The following is a 17,704-nucleotide window of genomic DNA, read 5'->3' as shown; positions in this document are numbered from 1 at the left end:
AACGATAATCGATGATACCGGAAATAATCGATTATCTATCGAGTCACCTATGCTGTGCGCGTGACCGGGACGGCTTCTCCGCAGGGCAAGCAGATGCTCTCCGAGCAGGTCTACGCCCGTCTTCGCGACGCGATCATGCGCGGGAGCTACGCCCCTGGCCAGGCCCTCAAGCCGCAGGACCTCGCCAAGGAGCAGGGAGTGAGCCTGGCGGTCGTGCGCGAGGCGCTCGTGCGGGTGGTCGGTGACGGTCTCGCCGACCGGCTGCCCAACCGCGGTTTCGCCGTCCCGGCCTTTTCCGACCGCCGCTGGCAGGAGATCGCGGAAGCCCGCCGGACGGTTGAGCCGGTCGTGCTCCGCATGTCCATCGAGCGCGGTGACGTCGACTGGGAAGCCCGGGTGCAGGCCGCCCACCACCGGCTGGCCCGGACTCCGGCCTTCGCGCCGGAGGAAGGCGAGTACTTCAGCGAGGCGTGGGCCGAAGCCCACCGGGTCTTCCACCGCACGCTGCTGGAAGGGTGCGGCAACCCGGTCCTGCTGGAGGGCTTCGACCGGATGTGGTCCGCGAGCGAACTGGCCCGCCGCTGGTCGGCGCACCGCACTCCGGACCGGGACCACCTCGGCGAGCACCGGCAGCTGGCCGAAGCCGCGCTGGATCGCGACGCCGATGCGGCGGCCGAGGTGCTGACCCGGCACCTCACCCTGACCGCGGCCGGGCTGGTCGGCGCCACCGACCGCGATGCCCGCTCACGGCCGGTGGTGGACCGGCCGTGAGCAGACGGCTGCGGCTCAGTCGTCCTGGTCGTCTCCCTGCTGGTCATCACCCTGCTGGTCGTCGTCCGGCTGCTCCTGCTGGCCGCCGTCCTCCTGCTGCTCCTGCTGCTGCTCGGGTGCGGGAGCCGGGTTGTTGCAGCCCGCCGTGACCATCAGGGCGAACGCGGCTCCGGCCGCGGCGGTCAGGATCTTGGTCTTCGAATGCGCCATGCCGCGACGATAGGGATCAACCGCGCATTTGCCCACCCGGACGGTCGCGTCCGATTTCCGCTAGTGACCGGCTCCGCCCGCTGGCACGATCGAAGCCATGTTGGTGGGAACCGAAGACGCCTTCCGGGCGGTGGCCTCGCGCGATGCGCGGTTCGACGGATGCTTCATCCACGCCGTCCGGTCGACCGGCATCTACTGCCGCCCCTCCTGCCCGGCCCGCACCCCGAAGCGCACCAACAGCGTGTTCTTCGCCACCGCGGCCGCCGCTCAGGCCTCCGGGTTCCGGGCGTGCCGGCGGTGCCTGCCGGACGCCGTGCCGGGCTCGCCGGAGTGGAACCTGCGCGCCGACCTCGCCGGTCGCGCCATGCGGTTGATCACCGACGGCGTGGTGGACCGCTGCGGGGTCCGCGGCCTGGCCGATCAGCTCGGATACTCGGAGCGGCACCTGACGCGGGTGCTCACCGCCGAGCTCGGCGCGGGCCCGCTCGGGCTCGCCCGGGCGCACCGCGCGCACTCGGCCCGGATCCTGATCGAGACGACCGCGATCTCGTTCAGCGACGTCGCCTTCGCCGCGGGCTTCTCCAGCCTGCGGCAGTTCAACGACACGATGCGCGAGGTCTTCGGCACCACGCCGACCGAGATGCGCGGCCGCGCGCAGCGCCGCAACGACGCGCCGAGCGGAGCCGGCACCGTGCAGCTGCGGTTGCCGTTCCGCGCGCCGTGCGACGCTTCCGGCGTGCTGCGCTTCCTCAGCCAGCGCGCGCTGGACGGCTTGGAAGAAGCCGGGCCGGACCACTACACGCGTTCCCTGCGCCTGGCGTACGGAACCGGGGTGGCGACGCTGCGCCCGCAGGACAAGCACGTCGCCTGCACGTTGCGGCTGACCGATCTGCGCGACCTCGGCAGCGCGGTTACCCGGCTGCGCCGCCTGCTCGACCTCGACGCCGACCCGATCGCGGTGCGCGAGGTGCTCGGCGCGGACCCGGCGCTGAGCGGTTCCATCGCCCGTTCGCCGGGAGTGCGGGTGCCGGGCAGCGTCGACGGTCTGGAGATCCTGATCCGCGCGGTGATCGGCCAGCAGATCTCGGTCGCGGCGGCGCGCAAGACCACGGAACGCCTGGCCACCGAGCTGGGCGATCCGCTGCCGCACCCGCACGGTTCGGTGACCACGCTGTTCCCCACCGCCGAGGTGCTCGCCGAGCGGGTGATGGAAGCCCTGCCCGGCCCGCGGCGGCGGGCGGAGACCGTTCGCGATGTGGCGGCCGCCGTCGCCGAGGGCAGGCTGGCGCTGCACCCGGGCCGCGACGAGGCGGAACTGCGGCACGAGCTGGAGCAGATCCGCGGCATCGGCCCGTGGACGTCGAGCTACGTCACCATGCGCGTGCTCGGCAGCCCGGACGTGCTGCTCATCGGAGACCTCGTGCTGCGGCGCGGCGCCGGGGCCCTCGGACTGTCCGAAGATCCGGCGGTGATCCAGGAGCACGCCCGGCGGTGGAGCCCGTGGAGCTCCTATGCCGGGATGCTGCTGTGGCAGGCCGCGGTCGAGCCGCCGCAGCTGCAAGCCTCGTGAATCGCCCCGAACTTCCCTTGGAGCCATCATGATCAAAACATCTACTGTGGACACTCCGGCCGGACCGTTCACGGCCGTGATCGACACCGACGGCGCGGTGCTCGCGTCCGGCTGGACCGCGGAGGCGGGGGAACTGATCCCGCTGATCTCCCCGGACCTGTTCACCAACACACCCGCCGTGGTGCGGGACCTCGGCCCGGTGACGCGGGCGGTCCGCGCCTACCACGACGGTGACGTGCACGCCGTGGAGGAGATCGAGGTGCGGCAGAGCTCCGGCCCGTTCCTGGAGCACGCGTGGGAGGTCCTGCGCAAGGTCCCGGCCGGGGAGCCGGTGAGCTACGCCGAGTACGCGGCGCTGGCCGGCCGCCCGCAGGCGGTGCGCGCGGCAGCCTCGGCCTGCGCCCGCAACGCCGCGGCGCTCTTCGTGCCGTGCCACCGAGTCCTCCGCAGCGACGGCTCGCTCGGCGGCTTCCGCTGGGGCGCCCCGGTGAAGCGCTGGCTCCTCGACCACGAAGCCGCAGCGTGAACCGCTCGTGAGCGCTTCGGGGCGTCATAGCGCCCTGAAGCGCTCACGAGCTCAGGTCTGGAGTTCGAGGGTGGAGCCGTCGCGGGACTTGCGGACCCGGAGGCGGACGCCGATGCGCTGGCGCATCTCCTCGACGTGCGAGACCAGACCGACCACGCGGCCACCGGCGCGCAGGTCGTCGAGGGTGTCCATCACCAGGTCGAGGGTGTCGGCGTCGAGGGTGCCGAAGCCCTCGTCGATGAACAGCGTGTCCAGCAGCGCACCGCCGGTCTCCGCGGCCACCACGTCGGCCAGCCCGAGCGCCAGCGAGAGCGAGGCCAGGAACGACTCGCCGCCGGACAACGTCTTGGCCGGGCGGACCTTGCCGGAGTAGTCGTCGAGCACGTCGAGCCCGAGCCCACCGCGAGCTCCGCGCGCCCCGGCGGCATCGGAGTGCACGAACGAGTACCGCCCGCCGCTCATCTTCTGCAACCGCCGCGTCGCCGCGACGGCGACCTCCTCCAACCGCGCGGCCAGCACGTACGCGCGCAACGACATCTTCCGCGCGTTCTGCCCGCGCCCGTTGACCACGTCCGCCAGCGCCTCCAGCTCGGCGTGCTCCGCCAACGCCGGTCCCAGCTCCGCCCACGCTCCGCGCAAGCGCTCCGCGAGCTCCGCGAGGTCGCGCTGCCGCTGCTCGGCGCGATGCGCCAACGCAGCTGCGCGCTCCGCCGCTTCGCGGGCGACGGTGGCCGCCTCGGTGGCCTCTCCGAGGCCGACCTCGGCGACTCCGTCGACTCCGGCGAGCTCCGCGCTGGCCAGCGCTGCGCGGGCGCCTGCGGCGCGCTCCTCCACCTCGGCCAAGGCCTCGGTGAGCTGGGCGATCCGCTCCTCGCTGCGCTCGGCGCCCAGCGCGGCGGCCGGGTCGTCGAATCCTGCTTCGGTCGCGGCTTCGCGCAGTGCTTCCCGGTGTTCGGCGAGGCGGCGTTCGGTGTCGTCGCGGGCCGTGCGGGCGGCCAGCAGCTGGTCGAGCCGCGCTGCGACGTCGAGCAGGTGGGTGCGCCGGTCGGCGATGCTCGGGAAGTCACCGCGCGCTTCGCGCAACCGCGACTCCCGCTCCTCCACTGTGGACAGAAGTGCGGCGTGCTCGCTCCGCGAGGCCGCGAGACCCGTGCGGAGTTGCGACAGCTGCTCGGTCAAGCGTTCCGTGGAGACTTCGAGCTCCGCCAATCCCGCAGTGCGCTGCGGGAGTTGGTCCGCGGCGCTGCGCAACGACGCGCGCTCGGCACGCAGCTGCTCCAGTTCAGCTGCCAGCTCGGACTCGGTGCGCTCGCCGAGGTGCTCGACCAGGCCGTCGACCTTCTGCCGAGCTCGCTGCGCTTCCACCGCGGCTTTTTCACGGCGGGCGTGCGCCTGCTGCTCGTCGTGCTGGGCCTTCTCCTCGTCCTCAGCGCGCACCGGGTCGTCGATCGGCTTGCCCGGTTCGGGATGCTCGGCCGAGCCGCACACCGGGCAGGGCTCACCGGGAGCGAGCCGGGTCGCGAGCTCGGCGGCCATGCCGGCGAGCCGCCGTGCCCGGAGGTCTTGGAGCAGGTCGCGGGCCTGCTGGTGGACGTCCACCGCTCGCTGAGCGCCGGCCGTCGCCGTCGTGAGCTCCTGCTGCGCGGCCGGGAGCTCACGCGCCGCGCTCAGCAGTGCGGCGACCTCGGTGCCCTTGGCCTGCACGCCGTCCAGGCGGAGCTCCGCGTGCTTGGCCTCCTCCACCTGCTCGCGGGCGGTGGCGATGCGCGCCGGAAGCGCGGTCTGCTGTTCGAGCAGCTTCACTTCCCGCTGTTCGTCGCGGGCGATCCGATCTGCCAGCTCGGCCGCGCGGCGGCGGTCCGCTTCCTGTTGCTGCGCTTCGGGAACCAGGTGCGCGAGCGCACCCGCCTCCTCCCGCTTCGCGCCTGCCAGCGAACGCAGCTCCGCCACCGGCGTTTCCGCGTCGAGCTCGCAGCGCGCCGCCGCGACCACGACCTCCGCGGCCGCCTTCTCCCGCTCCTGCTCGGCGCGGCGGACCGCGCGGTGCGCCGCCAGAACCGGGACCGCGCGGTGCGCCGCTTCCCGTTCCGCGCGCCACGCGTCGTGCTCGGCGGACTTCTCCGCGATCTCGGCGAGCGCGGCGTCGGCCTGGCGAACCCGCCGCACCTTGTCGGCGAGCTCGCGGCGTTCGGCCAGCGCCGACTCCGCCGACTCGCGCTCGCGGCGCAGCCGGGACTGCTCGGCCTGGGCGCCCTCCAGCTCGCGGACCGCGCTCTTCTCGATGTCCTCCAACCAGCTCTGGTCGTCCACATCGGACTCGTGCACCGCGCCGGAGACCTGCGAGACGCGCGCGATCAGCTCGCGCACCTGCTGCGACTGCGCTTCCACCGCCCGGCCGCGCTCCCGGCGCCGTTCCACGAACCAGCGCTCCACGTCGCCGAAGCGCTGCGTGCCGAACAGCTTCTCCAGCAGCTTCTCCCGCTCGCTGGTGTCCGAGCGCAGGAACTTGGCGAACTCGCCCTGCGGCAGCATCACGACCTGGAAGAACTGCTCGACGGTCATGCCCAGCAGCCGCTGCACCGTGCGCGCGACCTCGTCGATGCGGGTCAGGCCTTCCGGCGGGTACTCGGTCGGCGCGCCGTCGACCCAGGTCAGCGAGGCCTTCGCCTGCTCCGTGGTGAACCCGTCGCCGCGCTTCTTCGGCCGCTCGTACTCGGGACTGCGCTCCAGCCGCAGGCGCTGGCCCTGCACCGTGAGCTCCAGGACCACCTTGGTCGGCACGCCGTCATCGGCGGTGTCGCAGCGCAGCCGCTTGACCTGCCCGCGCGCACCCGGAACCGAGCCGTAGAGGGCGAAGGCGACGGCGTCCAGCAGCGTCGTCTTGCCCGCTCCGGTGTCGCCGTGCAGCAGGAAGAGCCCGTCGGCGCCCAGCTGGTCGAAGTCGACCACCTGGTGGTTGCGGTACGGGCCGAAGGCGGTGACTTCCAGGCTGTGCAGTCTCATTTCGCCCCCTCCGCGGCGGCGACCGCGCGCAGCGCCTCGCCGAGCAGCGCGCGTTCGGATCCGGTGGGCTCCGAGCCCCGGCAGTCCGCCACGAACTGGTCGGCGAGCGCGTGGTCGTCGCGGCCGCGCACGAGCTCGGCGTAGCGCAGCGGAGCGGTCGCGCGGCCGGTCGCCGGCTTCCACTCCAGGTGGACCGCGTGCGGGAACCGCTGCTGGAGCTGGCGCATCGGCTCCAGCGGGCGGACCTCGTCGGTGAGCGTCACCGACAGGTAGCAGTCCTCCAGCTCGGCGTGCTCGGTTGCGGCGAGCAGCTCCGCCAGCTCGCCCTTCGCGGTGGCCAGACGACGGGGTACCGGCAGTTCGCGGCGCTCCACCGCGGCGAGGCCACCGGCGTCCAGATCCACCAGCCACACCGACTTGCGCTGCGCCGCCTCGGAGAACGAGTACGCCAGCGGACTGCCGGAGTACCGCAGGTGCTCGGCCAGCCGCTGCGGGCCGTGCAGGTGGCCGAGGGCGACGTAGTCCACGCCGTCGAAGACCGAGCCCGGCACCTGCTCGACGCCGCCGACGGCGATGGTGCGCTCCGATTCGGAGCTGTCGCCGCCGGTGACGAAGGCGTGCGCGAGCACCACCGACCGCGTTCCGGCCGGGCGTCCGGCCAAGTCGGCGCGGATCCGGTTCATCGCTTCGGTGAGCACCGCGGTGTGGCCGCGGGACTCGATCTCGGCGCTGGCGCCCGGCACGTCCGAGCACGCCCGCAGCGCGCGCCGCGCCGGATCGGGCTCCAGGTACGGGATGCCGTACACCGCGACCGGCCCGTGCTCGTCGGCGAGCTCCACCGGCACGTGCAGCCCGGCCACCTGGGTGCGCAGGTGCAGGCCGCCCGCCGCGGCGAACTCGGCGAACGCGCCCACCCGCGCGGCCGAGTCGTGGTTGCCGGAGGTCACCACCAGCTGGGCGCCCGCCTCGCGGATCCGCGCGAGCACCCGCACGCAGGTCTGCACCGCCTCGCCCGAGGGCACGGCGCGGTCGTAGAGGTCACCGGCGACCACGACGACGTCGACCTGCTCCTCGACGACCAGATCGGCCAGCCCGCCCAGGACGGCCTCCTGATCCCCGAGCAGGTCGCGCCCGTGGAACGTCCGGCCCACGTGCCAGTCGGAGGTGTGCAGTACCCGCATGGCCTCAAGCTATCGGCGTCCGGCCCGAACCCCGTCGACCCCCCACATCGCTTCGGCGTGTCGGGCACCTGCATCCCATCGAGTGATGGACCGGCCACCAGCGGTGGCCCAACCACCCGCACGATCGACGTTCACCCGGGGCGCGGGCGTCAATTTCGTACGAAATTGACGCCCGCCCGGGGTCTGGTCAATTTCGTACGAAATTGACCAGACCCCGGGTGATGGAGGGCTCGTGCGGCGGTGCGTGATCTTGTCGGGCGGGTCGGCCATCATCTCCACAGCGGCCACTACCGGACGGAGCTCATGTGGGTACCGGCGTCCTGATCACCATCATCGTCGTGCTGACGCTGCTGTTCGCCGGGGCGATGGTGCTGATCTGGCGGCTCTACACCGACAGCGCGCGTCGCACCGACGACGCGCTGCGCATGGTCGAGGCCGAACGCGCCCGCAGCGCCGACCAGCAGGCCGCGCTGCGCCGGTACGAGGTGGCTTTCGCCTCCATCACCGGCCGCGGTGAGCTGGGTGAGCAGGTGCTGGTCGAGACCGCGCGGTCGCTGGGGCTGCGCGAGGGCACGCACTTCACGCTGCAGACCGACCTCGCGGGCGGCGGCGCGGCGCGGCCGGACATGGTGCTCGCGGTCGGCGGCGGCCGGCAGGTCCCGGTCGACGCGAAGGCGAGCCTGGCGGTGTGGGCCGAGGCGATGGAGACCGACGACGCCGAGGAGCGCCGCGACGCGCTGCGCGTGCACGTGCGCAACATCCGCTCCCGGGCCACCGAGCTGGCCGGCAAGGGCTACCAGAAGTGGGCCGACGCGATCTACGGCTCGATCATGTTCGTGCCCTCCGACGCCGCGGTGGTCGCCGCGCTGGACACCGATCCCCAGCTGCTGAGCTGGCTGCTCGACAAGCGGGTCTTCCTGTGCGGGCCGACGGGATTCGCGGTGCTGGCCTCGGCGGCGATGTTCGCCGCGACGGAGCGCACCATCGCCGAGGACATCGAGCAGGTCCGCTCCCAGGCGGTCCGCGCGCAGCGCGCCGCGAACGGCGCGGTGGAGGCGGTGAACCTCTCCAGCACGCACCTGCAGCGCTTCGTCTCCGCCCGCCGCCGCGAGCTCGACGCGCTCGAATCCTTCCGCAGCGCCGTCCAGCCGCTGGCCGAAGCAGCGGGCTCCGGCACCGTCGACTCGGTTCGCCGGAACGAAGAAGCCCTGGTCAACGGGAGTCCGGACGACGCCCGCTGAACGCCTCAGACGTGGGTTTCGACGAACGCGGTGACGGTGTCGACGATCAGCGGCGTGTGCGGGCCCCGGCCGAAGCCGTGGTCCAGGCCTTCGTAGGGGTGCATCTCCACGGTCACGCCGAGGGTGCGCAGGGCCTCCGCGAAGTCCAGGCTCTGGTCCAGCGGGACCAGCGAATCCGCCGTGCCGTGCTGGACCAGGAACGGTGGCTCGTCACCGGAGAGGTGCCGGATCGGGCTGATCTCCTCGGCCTTGGCCGGGCAGTCCACCGGCATGCACCCGAGCAGCTGCTCGACCACGCGGCGCGCGTACTCCTGCATGTGCGGCTGCGCCCGGCGCTGCGCTTCGGCGCTCATGTCGGTCGGGCCGAACCAGTCGACCACCGCCCGGATCCCGGTCAGCCCGCCGCCCGGCTTGCCCGGATCACCGGCCACCGCGCCGAGCTGCGACACCAGGTGCCCGCCCGCGGAGGCGCCCCAGAGCACCACCCGATCGCCGTCCAAGCCCCACTGCCCGGCCCGCTGCTGCAACCAGCGCACCGCGTCGGCGACGTCGATGAGCTGCGCCGGAGCCTGCGCCACCCCGCTCAACCGGTAGTCGACCGTGGCCACCGCGTAGCCGCGCTCGACCAGCCGCTCGGCGGTCAGCGCCTCGGTGGTGGTGCGATCAGCGTCGAGCGTGCGCACTCCGGCGTCCCAGCCGCCGCCGTGCACGTAGACCACCAGCGGAGCCGGTGTCCGCTGCTGCGCGGGCAGGAACAGGTCCAGCTTCAGGTCACCGGTTTCGTGCTCCGCGTAGACCTGGTCGCGCACCACCTCGGCCGCACCGAGGTCGCGGGCGGCCGTCGCGACCGGAGGGGCTTCGTCGGCGTCCGACACCCGCGAGCAGCCTGCGGCGACCAGCGCCACCAGGGCGAAGCAGGCCGCGAGAACACGTCGCGTCGCTGACATCGCCCCGAGCCTCCCCGATCGAGTTAAAGCTCACCTGAACGACGAGCCTAACAAGATCGGTTGTGCCGCATCGGCGGATCAGCCGCGCTCGTCCGCCGCGCGCTGCTCACCTGCCAAGAAGTGCGCGATCCGCACCGTGGAGTCGTAGAGGTCCCGGTAGTGGCGGAAGTAAGCCTCGTAACGCTCGGTGTGCTCCGGGTTCGGCCGAACGGTGCGGGCCACCGGGTTCCAGCCGTCCGGGTCGACCGCGGTGTCGGTGCCCACGCCCGCGAGCAGCGCATCGCCGTAAGCCGCACCGATCGTCTCGCCCGGCACCTGCTGCTCCTGGCCGGTGATGTCGGAGACGATCTGCGTCCACAGCCCGCCCTGGGTGCCGCCGCCGACCGCGACCAGGCGCGCGGCCGTGCCGCCCGCCTCGCCCATCGCCTCCAGGTTGTGGCGGACCCCGAAGCCGATGCCCTCCAGCGCCGCCCGGTACAGCTCGGCGCTGCCGTGCTCGAGGGCCAGCCCGGCGAGCATCCCGCGCGCGTCCGGGTCGAAGATCGGCGTCCGCTCCCCCGCGAAGTACGGCAGCATCAGCAGACCGCGGCTGCCCGCAGGCACCTTCGCGGCCTGCTCGACCAGGTCGGCGAACTCGCCGTCGACCAGGTTCCGCAACCACTGCGTGACCGCGCCCGAGGTCGCCATCCCCGCCGCCAGCGTGTAGGTGCCCGGGAAGGCACCGCAGGTGCCCCACAGCGCCGGGTGCGGCCGCACCTCGTCGAGCACCTGCACGAAGAACATCGTGGTGCCGTACATCAGCATCACGTCACCGGGCTGCCGCACGCCCACGCTGGTGGCTTCCGCCCACGCGTCCACCGTGCCCGCCGTCACCGGAAGCCCTTCCGGCAGGCCGGTTTCCGCCGCCGCCTGCGCGCTGACGCGCCCGACGACCTCGGTCGGCCAGGCCAGCTCGGGCAGCGCCAGCCCGGGTGCCACGCGCTGCGCCCAGTCCTGCGACCAGGTGCGGGACTGCAGGTCGTAGAGCGGGTCGCACTGGCTGGCCGAGTGGTGGTCGAGCACGTAGCGGCCGGTGAGCCGGTGCACCAGGTACGAGCTGCACATCAGCAGCATCTCGGTGCGCTGGTAGACCTCCGGCTCGTGCTTGGCCAGCCAGCGGATCTTCGGCCCGACCGCCTGGCTGGACAGCGCGGAGCCGCCCCGGCGCAGGATCTCGTCGGCGCCGAACTCCTCGGTCAGCTCGGCGATCTCCTCGGTCGCGCGGGTGTCGACGCCGTAGAGGATCGCCGGGCGCAGCGGCTTGCCGTCGGCGTCCGCGGGCAGCAGCACCGGACCGATGCCGCTGACGCCCAGCCCGGCGATCTCCCGCCCGTCGGCGGCCGGGACGAGCTCCCGCGCCAGGGCCAGGAAGTCCGCCCACCACACCGATTCGGCGTCGTGCTCGACCCATCCCGGGTGCGGGTAGGACGTCTCGTGCTGCCGGCTCGCCCTGGCCAGGATCCGCCCGTCCGGGCTGACCAGCACGCCCTTCGAGCTAGCCGTCCCGATGTCGATCCCGAGCAACACCTTCTCGGCCACCGCGCCTCCTCAACTCGCACACCCGACCGGCACCAGTCTCCCAGCCGCCCGGACCGGTGCGGTCCGCGAATCCGATCAGACCACCGATCTCCCGCCCGGAGAACCGGCGATCCGCGATTTCAGTGGAAATCAGGTCTTCGACTTCAATGGAAGTTGCGCGTCTCGTCGGCGTGCTGGGTGCCCAACACGCCGACGGTGCGTCGGGGTCTACGCGATTTCAATGGAAATAGGACGTCTGATTTCCGTTGAAATCGCGTGGGACGTCAGCCGCGGGTCCACTCGTCGAGGCGGACGCCGAGCTGTTCGGCGACCGCTCGCAGGGCCGGGCGGTGATCGCCGGGGATCGCGTGGATGTGGTTGGCGCCGAACTTCGACAGGAACAGCTCGCCCGGTGCGTCCAGGCGGGCGAAGGCGTGCGGCCACTCCGGGGTCGACTGCTCCACCAGCACCTTGTTGGTCGCGTCGTCGTAGCTCTCGAACTCGCCGAGCATCAGCTGGAACCGGTACTCGCCGTTCTCGCGGGTCAGCCTGCCCAGCGTCATCTGCCCCGGTGCCGCGATGTGCTGGACGGAGGCGCCGCCCGCCGGGAAGAAGAACACCTCGGGGTAGAAGTTGACCTTGGCGAGGTTCTCCGCCGGGTCGTCGCTGCGCGCGGCGTACCAGGTGGCGTGCTGGCCGGAGTTGCACAGGTCCCAGATGTCCCGGTCGGCGTGGTAGTGGCGGACGTCGGCGAACAGCACCGGCGTGCCGGAGATCGCCTTGAACAGCTGCATGGTCAGCGCGCCGTCCATGTCCGCCTCGGTGGCGCACACGTGCGGTTCCTTCGGGCCGTTCCAGTCGTAGGGGTCGTTGAGGAACGCCTCGGTGACGTCCATGGTCGCGAAGTTCTCGGTCAGCTCCGGCTGCGCCTTGATCCCGGTGAAGTCCAGGTTGCGCTCCGCGATGATGTCCCGGATCGCCAGGTAGGAGCGCAGCTGCCGCTCCAGCAGCTCCGGCGTCAGCTTCTTGCCGTCGTAGTGCACCCCGGCGGCGTTCTGCTCGATCCACTCGCGGGCCTTGCGCGCCTCGCCCGCGTCGGCCTTGTCGGCGCGCAGGACCAGCTCGTACTGGTCGATCTCCTCGACGTCGATGCCGAACTCGCGCATCCACTGGTCGGTGTTGGCCACCGTGGTGTTCATGCCCATCGGCCGTCCGCCGAAGCGGCCGAAGGTCGACCCGTGCAACGACTTCACCGCCGCCGACGCCGCTGCCTGGACACCGATCTTCTCGGCCAGCTCGGCGTCGTCCGGGGCGCCCCAGGCGCGGGTGTGCGCGCGGCCGATCTGATCCAGCGCGCCACCGGCGGCGAGCATGCCGACCAGGCCCGGCTCGGTCGGGTCGGTGCTGGCCACCAGCACCAGCGGGCTGCGGGTGGCGTCCGCGGCGAGCATCGTGAAGTGCGGGAACGCCCAGACCGTGTAGTAGAAGACCGTCACGTCCACCTCGGCCGCGGCCACCCGGCGCGACACCGAGGTGGCCAGCGCGTTGGTGGCCACCAGGTCGTCCCCGACCACCACTTCGTGCCCGGCATCGCGCAGCGACCGGACCAGCGCGTCCTGCTTGGACTGGATGAAGTCGGTGTTGCGGGCGTGGACGTGGTCGCGACCGTCGGAAATGGTGACGACACCGATGCGGGCCACAGTTCCTCCTAGATGAGCAGGCGGCGTTGACTGCGCAGGAGCGGCGGCGAGGAGGCGCCGCCGGCACCACCCGGCGGGTCCCCGCGGGGTGGCCCGACCGGGACAACTCGTGTCCGAATGCCGACATGACCGGCGAGCAATCGTTTTCTCGGACGCTATTCTGGCAGCACACGGGCTGTCAAGGCAGCCGGCCCGCCATCACTCGGGAAGAGGGCACGAGGAGGAACCGTGGCGACGATCAGTGACGTGGCGACCCGTGCCGGGGTGTCCACCGCGACGGTTTCCCGCGCGCTCAACGGCAAGAGCTCCGTCGATCCCGCGCTGGCCGCCAGGGTGCTCGCCGCGGCCGCCGAGCTCGGCTACCGGCCCAACGGCCCGGCCCGCAACCTGCGCAAGCAGGAGACCGCGGTGCTGGCCCTGATCATCGCGGACGTGGAGAACCCGTTCTTCACCGCGATCGCGCGCGGGGTGGAGGACGTGGCGCACGCGGCGGGCTACTCGGTGGTGCTGTGCAACTCCGACGACGAGCCGGCGAAGGAGCGCGAGTACATCGACGTCGCGCTGCAGGAGCGGGTCGCCGGGGTGCTGCTGTCGCCGACCGGCCACAGCGAGAGCGCCGAGCTGCTCAACCAGCACACCACGCCGGTCGTGGCGGTGGACCGCCCGCTGCCCCACTCGCCGAGCGACACCGTGCTCGTGGACAGCAGGATGGCGGCGTCGGAAGCCGTCCAACACCTCGTCGACCAGGGATATCGCCGGATCGGCTGCATCACCGGCCCCAGCGGCGTACGCACCGCCGACGACCGCCTCGCCGGTTACCGCGACGGTGTCCGGGCCGCCGGGCTGCCGCTGACCGACGTGCTGGTGCGACGTTCGGAGTTCAAGGCGGCCGGTGCGAAGCAGGCCGCGCATTCGCTGCTGATCCGGCCGGATCGCCCGGACGCGGTGCTGGTGGCCAACAACATGATGGCGGTCGGCGTGCTGGAGACCTGCGCGGAACTCGGCCTGCGACCCGGCCGGGACATCGGCGTGGTGGCCTTCGACGACGCCCCGTGGGCGACGCTGCTGGACCCACCGCTGACGGTCGTCGCCCAGCCCGCCTACGACGTCGGAGCCGAAGCGGCCCAGCTCCTGCTCGGCCGGATCAGCGGCGAGCGCACGGAGGCGACCACGAGAACCCTCTCCGCCCACTTGGTGGCCCGGGCCAGCAGCACCCGCGAGAACTGACGAGAACGAGCGGGCCACCCACCGAGGTGGATGGCCCGCTCGCTGCCGTTTTCGCTGGTCAGCGTCCGCCGAGGGCGTCCTCCACCGCTTGGCCGACGTCGAGCGGCTGGGCACCGTCGTCCTGGCTCGTGGTGTGCGGGGCCGTCGTCTCCGGGGTCACCGGGCGGGTCGGCTGCGTCGAGGAGGTCGACGGCGGCACCGACGAGGTCGACGGGGCCGGGGTGCTCGGCGGCTGGGTCGGCGGCAGCGGGAGGGCGGGCAGCACGCGGCCCGATGCGTTCCCGCCGTACCAGTAGGCCGTCGAGCCGTAGTCGCCCGGCTCGTCGTTCACCGGGCCGTGCTCGACGTCCGCCACGAAGCCGTTGCGGAACGGCACCGCGTCGTTGAGCAGCAGCCGGTAGGCGCCCGTGCAGTCGTACCGGCAGCCGTCGCCGTTGATCTCGTGCGACGGGTTGCCCGCCAGCGGCATCGAGTAGGTGGTGCCGAACCGGAAGTACCAGCCGGACTCGTAGAAGTCCTCGGTGCCCGTTCCGTGCCAGGCAGGCTCGCGGGAGCCGTCGACGTAGAACCGCTCGTCGCCCTCCAGGTAGTTGCGCTGGTTCACCGCGAGCGACCTGGTGCGCGTGTCGGACAGCGGCTCGGTCGAGCGCGTCCTGGCACCCGGCGGGATCAGCCCGCGCATGCTGTGCGAGACGCCGTAGAAGGTGCCCGATCCGCTGGCCGTGAGGAAGTTCCAGTCCTCGCCCGGGACCGTGTTGCCGCGGTGGTGGGTGGCGTGGAAGTAGCCGGTGCCGGGGGCCAGCTCGGCCGGCGCGCTGGTGACCTCCGCGGTCGCGCCGGTCACCGGCACCGCGCCGGTGTTGACCAGCTCCACCTTGGCGCTCTTGCCGAACGGCATCGGCCACCACGCGGTGTACCAGCCGTCCAGGCCCGGGTCGACGGAGCTCATCATGGTGCGCACGTCGTACTCGCCGAGCCCGGTGCCGAAGAACTCGCCGACCGGCGCGTCGACCGTGGTCCTGCCGTCGAAGGTGATGCGCAGCCGGAGCTTGTCCAGCACCTCGTCGGAAGCCGCGACGTCCTCCGGCCGGGTCGGGTAGCGGCCGATCAGCTTCTCGCGGGCGAAGACCGGGTTGTCGATGCGGTAGTCGTGCGCGGCCTCCTCGCCGGGGTGGCCGGGGCCGAGGTCGAGCACGTCGGTGCGGACCCACTCGCCGCCGACCAGGCTGTGCACGTCGTAGCGGAACTCGTTGAAGTCCAGCGACGAGGAGATGAAGCGGTTCGCCACGTCCACGGTGGAGCGGCCCGAGGTCACCTCGGCGGGCACGTCGATGATCTGCACGCCCCACGAGCCCGGCGCCGCCGCACCGCTGCGCCACTCGCCGACCTGCCTGCCGTTGACGTGCAGGCTGCCGACCTGGTCGGCGATCTGCGGGTCGTACCGGCGGATCACCCGGATGCCCTGGTTGTCCGGGTGCACGCGCATCGCGAACCGGCTGCCGCCGCCCGCGCCGAACGCGCGGCCGTCGTCGACCACCTGCGGCGCGGCCACCACCTGCGGCAGCTTCACCCGCAGCTGGTCGATCTGCGCCGCGCCGGACAGGTCGGCGACGGTGGTGGCCGCGCCGGGCGCCAGGTCGAAGCCGCGGCGCACCGGGGTGCCGCCGGAGCCGCCCTTCGGGTCGGCCACGCCGAAGGTGCGCAGCTTCTCCAGCACGTCGTCGGCCGGTTCGTTCGGGTCGAAGGTCTGCACGCCCTCCGCGTCGGGGAAGGCGCGGTAGGACAGGTGGTAGAAGTACGGGTTGTTCTCCACCGTGACCCGCATCGACTCGCGGTAGGGCATCGGCACCTTGATCACCACGCCGCCCGCGGTGTCGTTGGCGTCGCCGACCAGCGGCCACGCGAACGGCGCGCCGAGCTTGCCGCTGACCACGTCGATGAACGGGGCGTCGAGCACGGTCCGGCCGTCCAGCTCGATCACGATGTTGCCGGTCGCGGAGACGTCGCCCAGCGGTTCGCGGGTGCTCCAGATCGAGGTGATCTCACCGGGCCCGTCGTGCTCGCCGATCACGCAGCCGCGCTCGGTGGTGCGCAGGCAGGAGTAGGTGCCCTCGAAGCCGTCGTCGTTGCCGCCGGTGCGGTCGTAGCTGGAGAACTGCAGGGACTGCTCGCCGCCGCGGGACTGCGACATCGCGTCGAGGTCGCGGTAGGTGTCCCAGCCGACCGGGCCCTTCGTCGGCGCGGGGGCCTGCGCCTGGCCGGAACCGGTGCCGTCGACGACCACGACGGCCGCCGCGATCGCCGCGACTCCCAGGTAGGCACCGAGCCGCCGGGCGCGGCCTCCACGTGACGTTGCTGAGCGGACTCTCATCGTGCTCGCCCTCCCCACGCTCCACTGTCCGTAGTGGACTGTGGTGCAGCTGTTCCGATGATGGTGCGCGGCCACTGGATCGAGTTCTCGGTTCGGCTCCGCAGCGTAAGATCACTCGCGCAATGCGCGAAAGCGTAGGAAAGAGATCTTCGCGAGGCCATCCGATTCGAGCGGTGTCGAGGAATCCGGAACCCGAATTCACTCGATATGATGGTCACCGGGCGCGTTCTCCCCGACAACCACCATCCAGGTGTATTGCCCGATTCCAACGAAAAGCCGGACCACCAAAGAAATTGGTTAGGCGCAGCAAGAATCCACATAGGACTACGAAGGCAGGATCCGGCCGCCGCGCCGGGTGCGCGGCGGCCGGACGGCATCAGCTCTGGTTCAGCCGGGCGTAGACCTCGGCCGCGTTGTCCTTGGTGACCAGTTCGGTCTGCAAGGTCTGCGTCTTGGGCACCGGCTGGCAGTCGATCAGCAGCGCCTTGGCCGCCTCGACGGCTTCCGCGCCGCCGGTCGGGTACAGGTTGGTCGCCTGCAGGCGTCCCTCCTCGACGGCCTTGATGCCGCCCGACGGGATCGGCAGCCCGTCGATGCCGACGAACTTCAGGTCGTTGCGCCCGGCCGCTTGGGCCGCCAGGTACGCGCCTTCGGCCATCGGGTCGTTCTGCGCGTACACCGCCTGGATGTCGGGGTGCGCCTTGAGCAGCGCGTCCATCTTCTGCTGCCCGACCGAGCGCTCCCACTCGCCGTCGGCGGTCGCCACGACCTCGATGTTCGAGCCCGCGATGCCCTCCTTGAAGCCGTCCTCGCGCTCCTTGGCCGGGGTGGAACCGGAGAGGCCCTTGATCTGCACGATCTTGCCGCCCTGCGGCAGCAGCGTGCTCTTGAAGTACGCACCGGCCTGGCGGCCGATCTGGACGTTGTCCGCGCCGATGTAGGTGGTGTAGCCGTCGCCGTCGACCTTGCGGTCCAGCACCACCACCGGGATGCCCTTGTTGTAGGCCTTCTTCACCACGTCGGTCAGCGGGGCCGCCTCGTTCGGCGAGATCATCAGCAGGTCGACCTGCTTGGTGATGAAGTTCTCCACGTCGCTGATCTGCTTGGAGTTGTCCTTGGCCGCGTCGGAGAACTGCACGTCGAACTGCGGCACCTTCGACGCGGCCGTCCGGACGTCCTCGTCCATCCGGACCCGGTAGGGCTCGGCGAGGTTGGCCTGGCTCATCCCGATGGTGTACTTGCCGTCCGGTCCCTTGCAGTTCTTGGTGGGGTCCTGCTGCTGGACCTGCCCGCTGTTCTCGCTGGTGGTGCCGCAACCGGCGGCGGCGAGCGCGGCGGCGGCGCAGGTGACCGCGAGCAACGACCTCATCGTCTTGCGCATCGTGCTTCCTCCCGGATGT

Annotated in this window: 13 protein-coding genes; 5 read left to right on the top strand and 8 right to left on the bottom strand. The window is 71.9% G+C overall.

All coding sequences use genetic code 11. The annotated features are described in order from the left end of the window. The first annotated feature begins 93 nt into the window (after positions 1-93). The gene (locus tag OU416_RS18780; RefSeq protein ID WP_270928543.1) at positions 94-771 is read left to right on the top strand and encodes a GntR family transcriptional regulator; all 678 of its coding nucleotides are present in this window, start codon (positions 94-96) and stop codon (positions 769-771) included. A 15-nt stretch (positions 772-786) separates the two neighbouring features. On the opposite strand, the gene OU416_RS18775 is transcribed toward OU416_RS18780, so the two are convergent. Continuing rightward, a complete protein-coding gene (locus OU416_RS18775; protein ID WP_270928296.1) occupies positions 787-981 on the bottom strand; it encodes a hypothetical protein in 195 nt (64 codons plus the stop codon). Positions 982-1,078: 97 nt separating this feature from the next. Here OU416_RS18775 and OU416_RS18770 point away from each other — a divergent pair, with 97 nt between their 5' ends. Then, positions 1,079-2,551 carry a DNA-3-methyladenine glycosylase 2 family protein gene (locus tag OU416_RS18770; protein ID WP_270928295.1) on the top strand — a complete coding sequence of 491 codons (1,473 nt, stop codon included), beginning with the start codon at positions 1,079-1,081 and terminating at the stop codon, positions 2,549-2,551. A 28-nt stretch (positions 2,552-2,579) separates the two neighbouring features. After that, positions 2,580-3,077, top strand: a complete 498-nt coding sequence (locus OU416_RS18765) for a methylated-DNA--[protein]-cysteine S-methyltransferase (protein ID WP_270928294.1) — start codon at positions 2,580-2,582, stop codon at positions 3,075-3,077. 51 nt (positions 3,078-3,128) lie between these two features. Here the strand turns inward: OU416_RS18765 and OU416_RS18760 are convergent, their stop codons facing one another. Then, on the bottom strand, positions 3,129-6,080 hold the full coding sequence (locus tag OU416_RS18760; protein WP_270928293.1) for an AAA family ATPase: 2,952 nt from the start codon (positions 6,078-6,080) through the stop codon (positions 3,129-3,131). Next, entirely contained in the window at positions 6,077-7,261 is a 1,185-nt protein-coding gene (locus OU416_RS18755) for an exonuclease SbcCD subunit D (protein ID WP_270928292.1), read from the bottom strand. Before OU416_RS18755 ends, OU416_RS18760 begins: the two co-directional genes overlap by 4 nt. Positions 7,262-7,626: 365 nt before the next feature. On the opposite strand from OU416_RS18755, the gene OU416_RS18750 reads away from it, so the two are divergent. Further along, a complete protein-coding gene (locus OU416_RS18750; protein WP_372907244.1) occupies positions 7,627-8,502 on the top strand; it encodes a DNA recombination protein RmuC in 876 nt (291 codons plus the stop codon). Between the two features lie 5 nt (positions 8,503-8,507). On the opposite strand, the gene OU416_RS18745 is transcribed toward OU416_RS18750, so the two are convergent. The 3 genes from OU416_RS18745 to OU416_RS18735 form a co-directional block, all read right to left on the bottom strand. Continuing rightward, positions 8,508-9,449: an alpha/beta hydrolase gene (locus OU416_RS18745; RefSeq protein ID WP_270928290.1), complete on the bottom strand. Its 942-nt coding sequence runs from the start codon at positions 9,447-9,449 to the stop codon at positions 8,508-8,510. Between the two features lie 78 nt (positions 9,450-9,527). Next, positions 9,528-11,027 (bottom strand): FGGY-family carbohydrate kinase, encoded by a 1,500-nt coding sequence (locus OU416_RS18740; RefSeq protein ID WP_270928289.1) that lies wholly within the window; start codon positions 11,025-11,027, stop codon positions 9,528-9,530. 263 nt (positions 11,028-11,290) lie between these two features. After that, positions 11,291-12,706 (bottom strand): L-fucose/L-arabinose isomerase family protein, encoded by a 1,416-nt coding sequence (locus tag OU416_RS18735; RefSeq protein ID WP_270928288.1) that lies wholly within the window; start codon positions 12,704-12,706, stop codon positions 11,291-11,293. Positions 12,707-12,934: 228 nt separating this feature from the next. On the opposite strand from OU416_RS18735, the gene OU416_RS18730 reads away from it, so the two are divergent. Beyond that, the gene (locus tag OU416_RS18730; protein ID WP_270928287.1) at positions 12,935-13,933 is read left to right on the top strand and encodes a LacI family DNA-binding transcriptional regulator; all 999 of its coding nucleotides are present in this window, start codon (positions 12,935-12,937) and stop codon (positions 13,931-13,933) included. Between the two features lie 58 nt (positions 13,934-13,991). On the opposite strand, the gene OU416_RS18725 is transcribed toward OU416_RS18730, so the two are convergent. Next, complete coding sequence (locus OU416_RS18725; RefSeq protein ID WP_270928286.1) at positions 13,992-16,304, bottom strand: glycoside hydrolase family 172 protein; 2,313 nt, start codon at positions 16,302-16,304, stop codon at positions 13,992-13,994. A 376-nt stretch (positions 16,305-16,680) separates the two neighbouring features. Continuing rightward, positions 16,681-17,685: a substrate-binding domain-containing protein gene (locus OU416_RS18720; protein ID WP_270928285.1), complete on the bottom strand. Its 1,005-nt coding sequence runs from the start codon at positions 17,683-17,685 to the stop codon at positions 16,681-16,683. Between the last annotated feature and the right edge of the window lie 19 nt (positions 17,686-17,704).

The sequence above is a fragment of the Saccharopolyspora indica genome (assembly GCF_027853965.1).
Lineage (GTDB): Bacteria > Actinomycetota > Actinomycetes > Mycobacteriales > Pseudonocardiaceae > Saccharopolyspora > Saccharopolyspora indica.
Note: the sequence above shows the minus strand (reverse complement) of the source record. Positions and strands in the feature narration are given on the sequence as shown.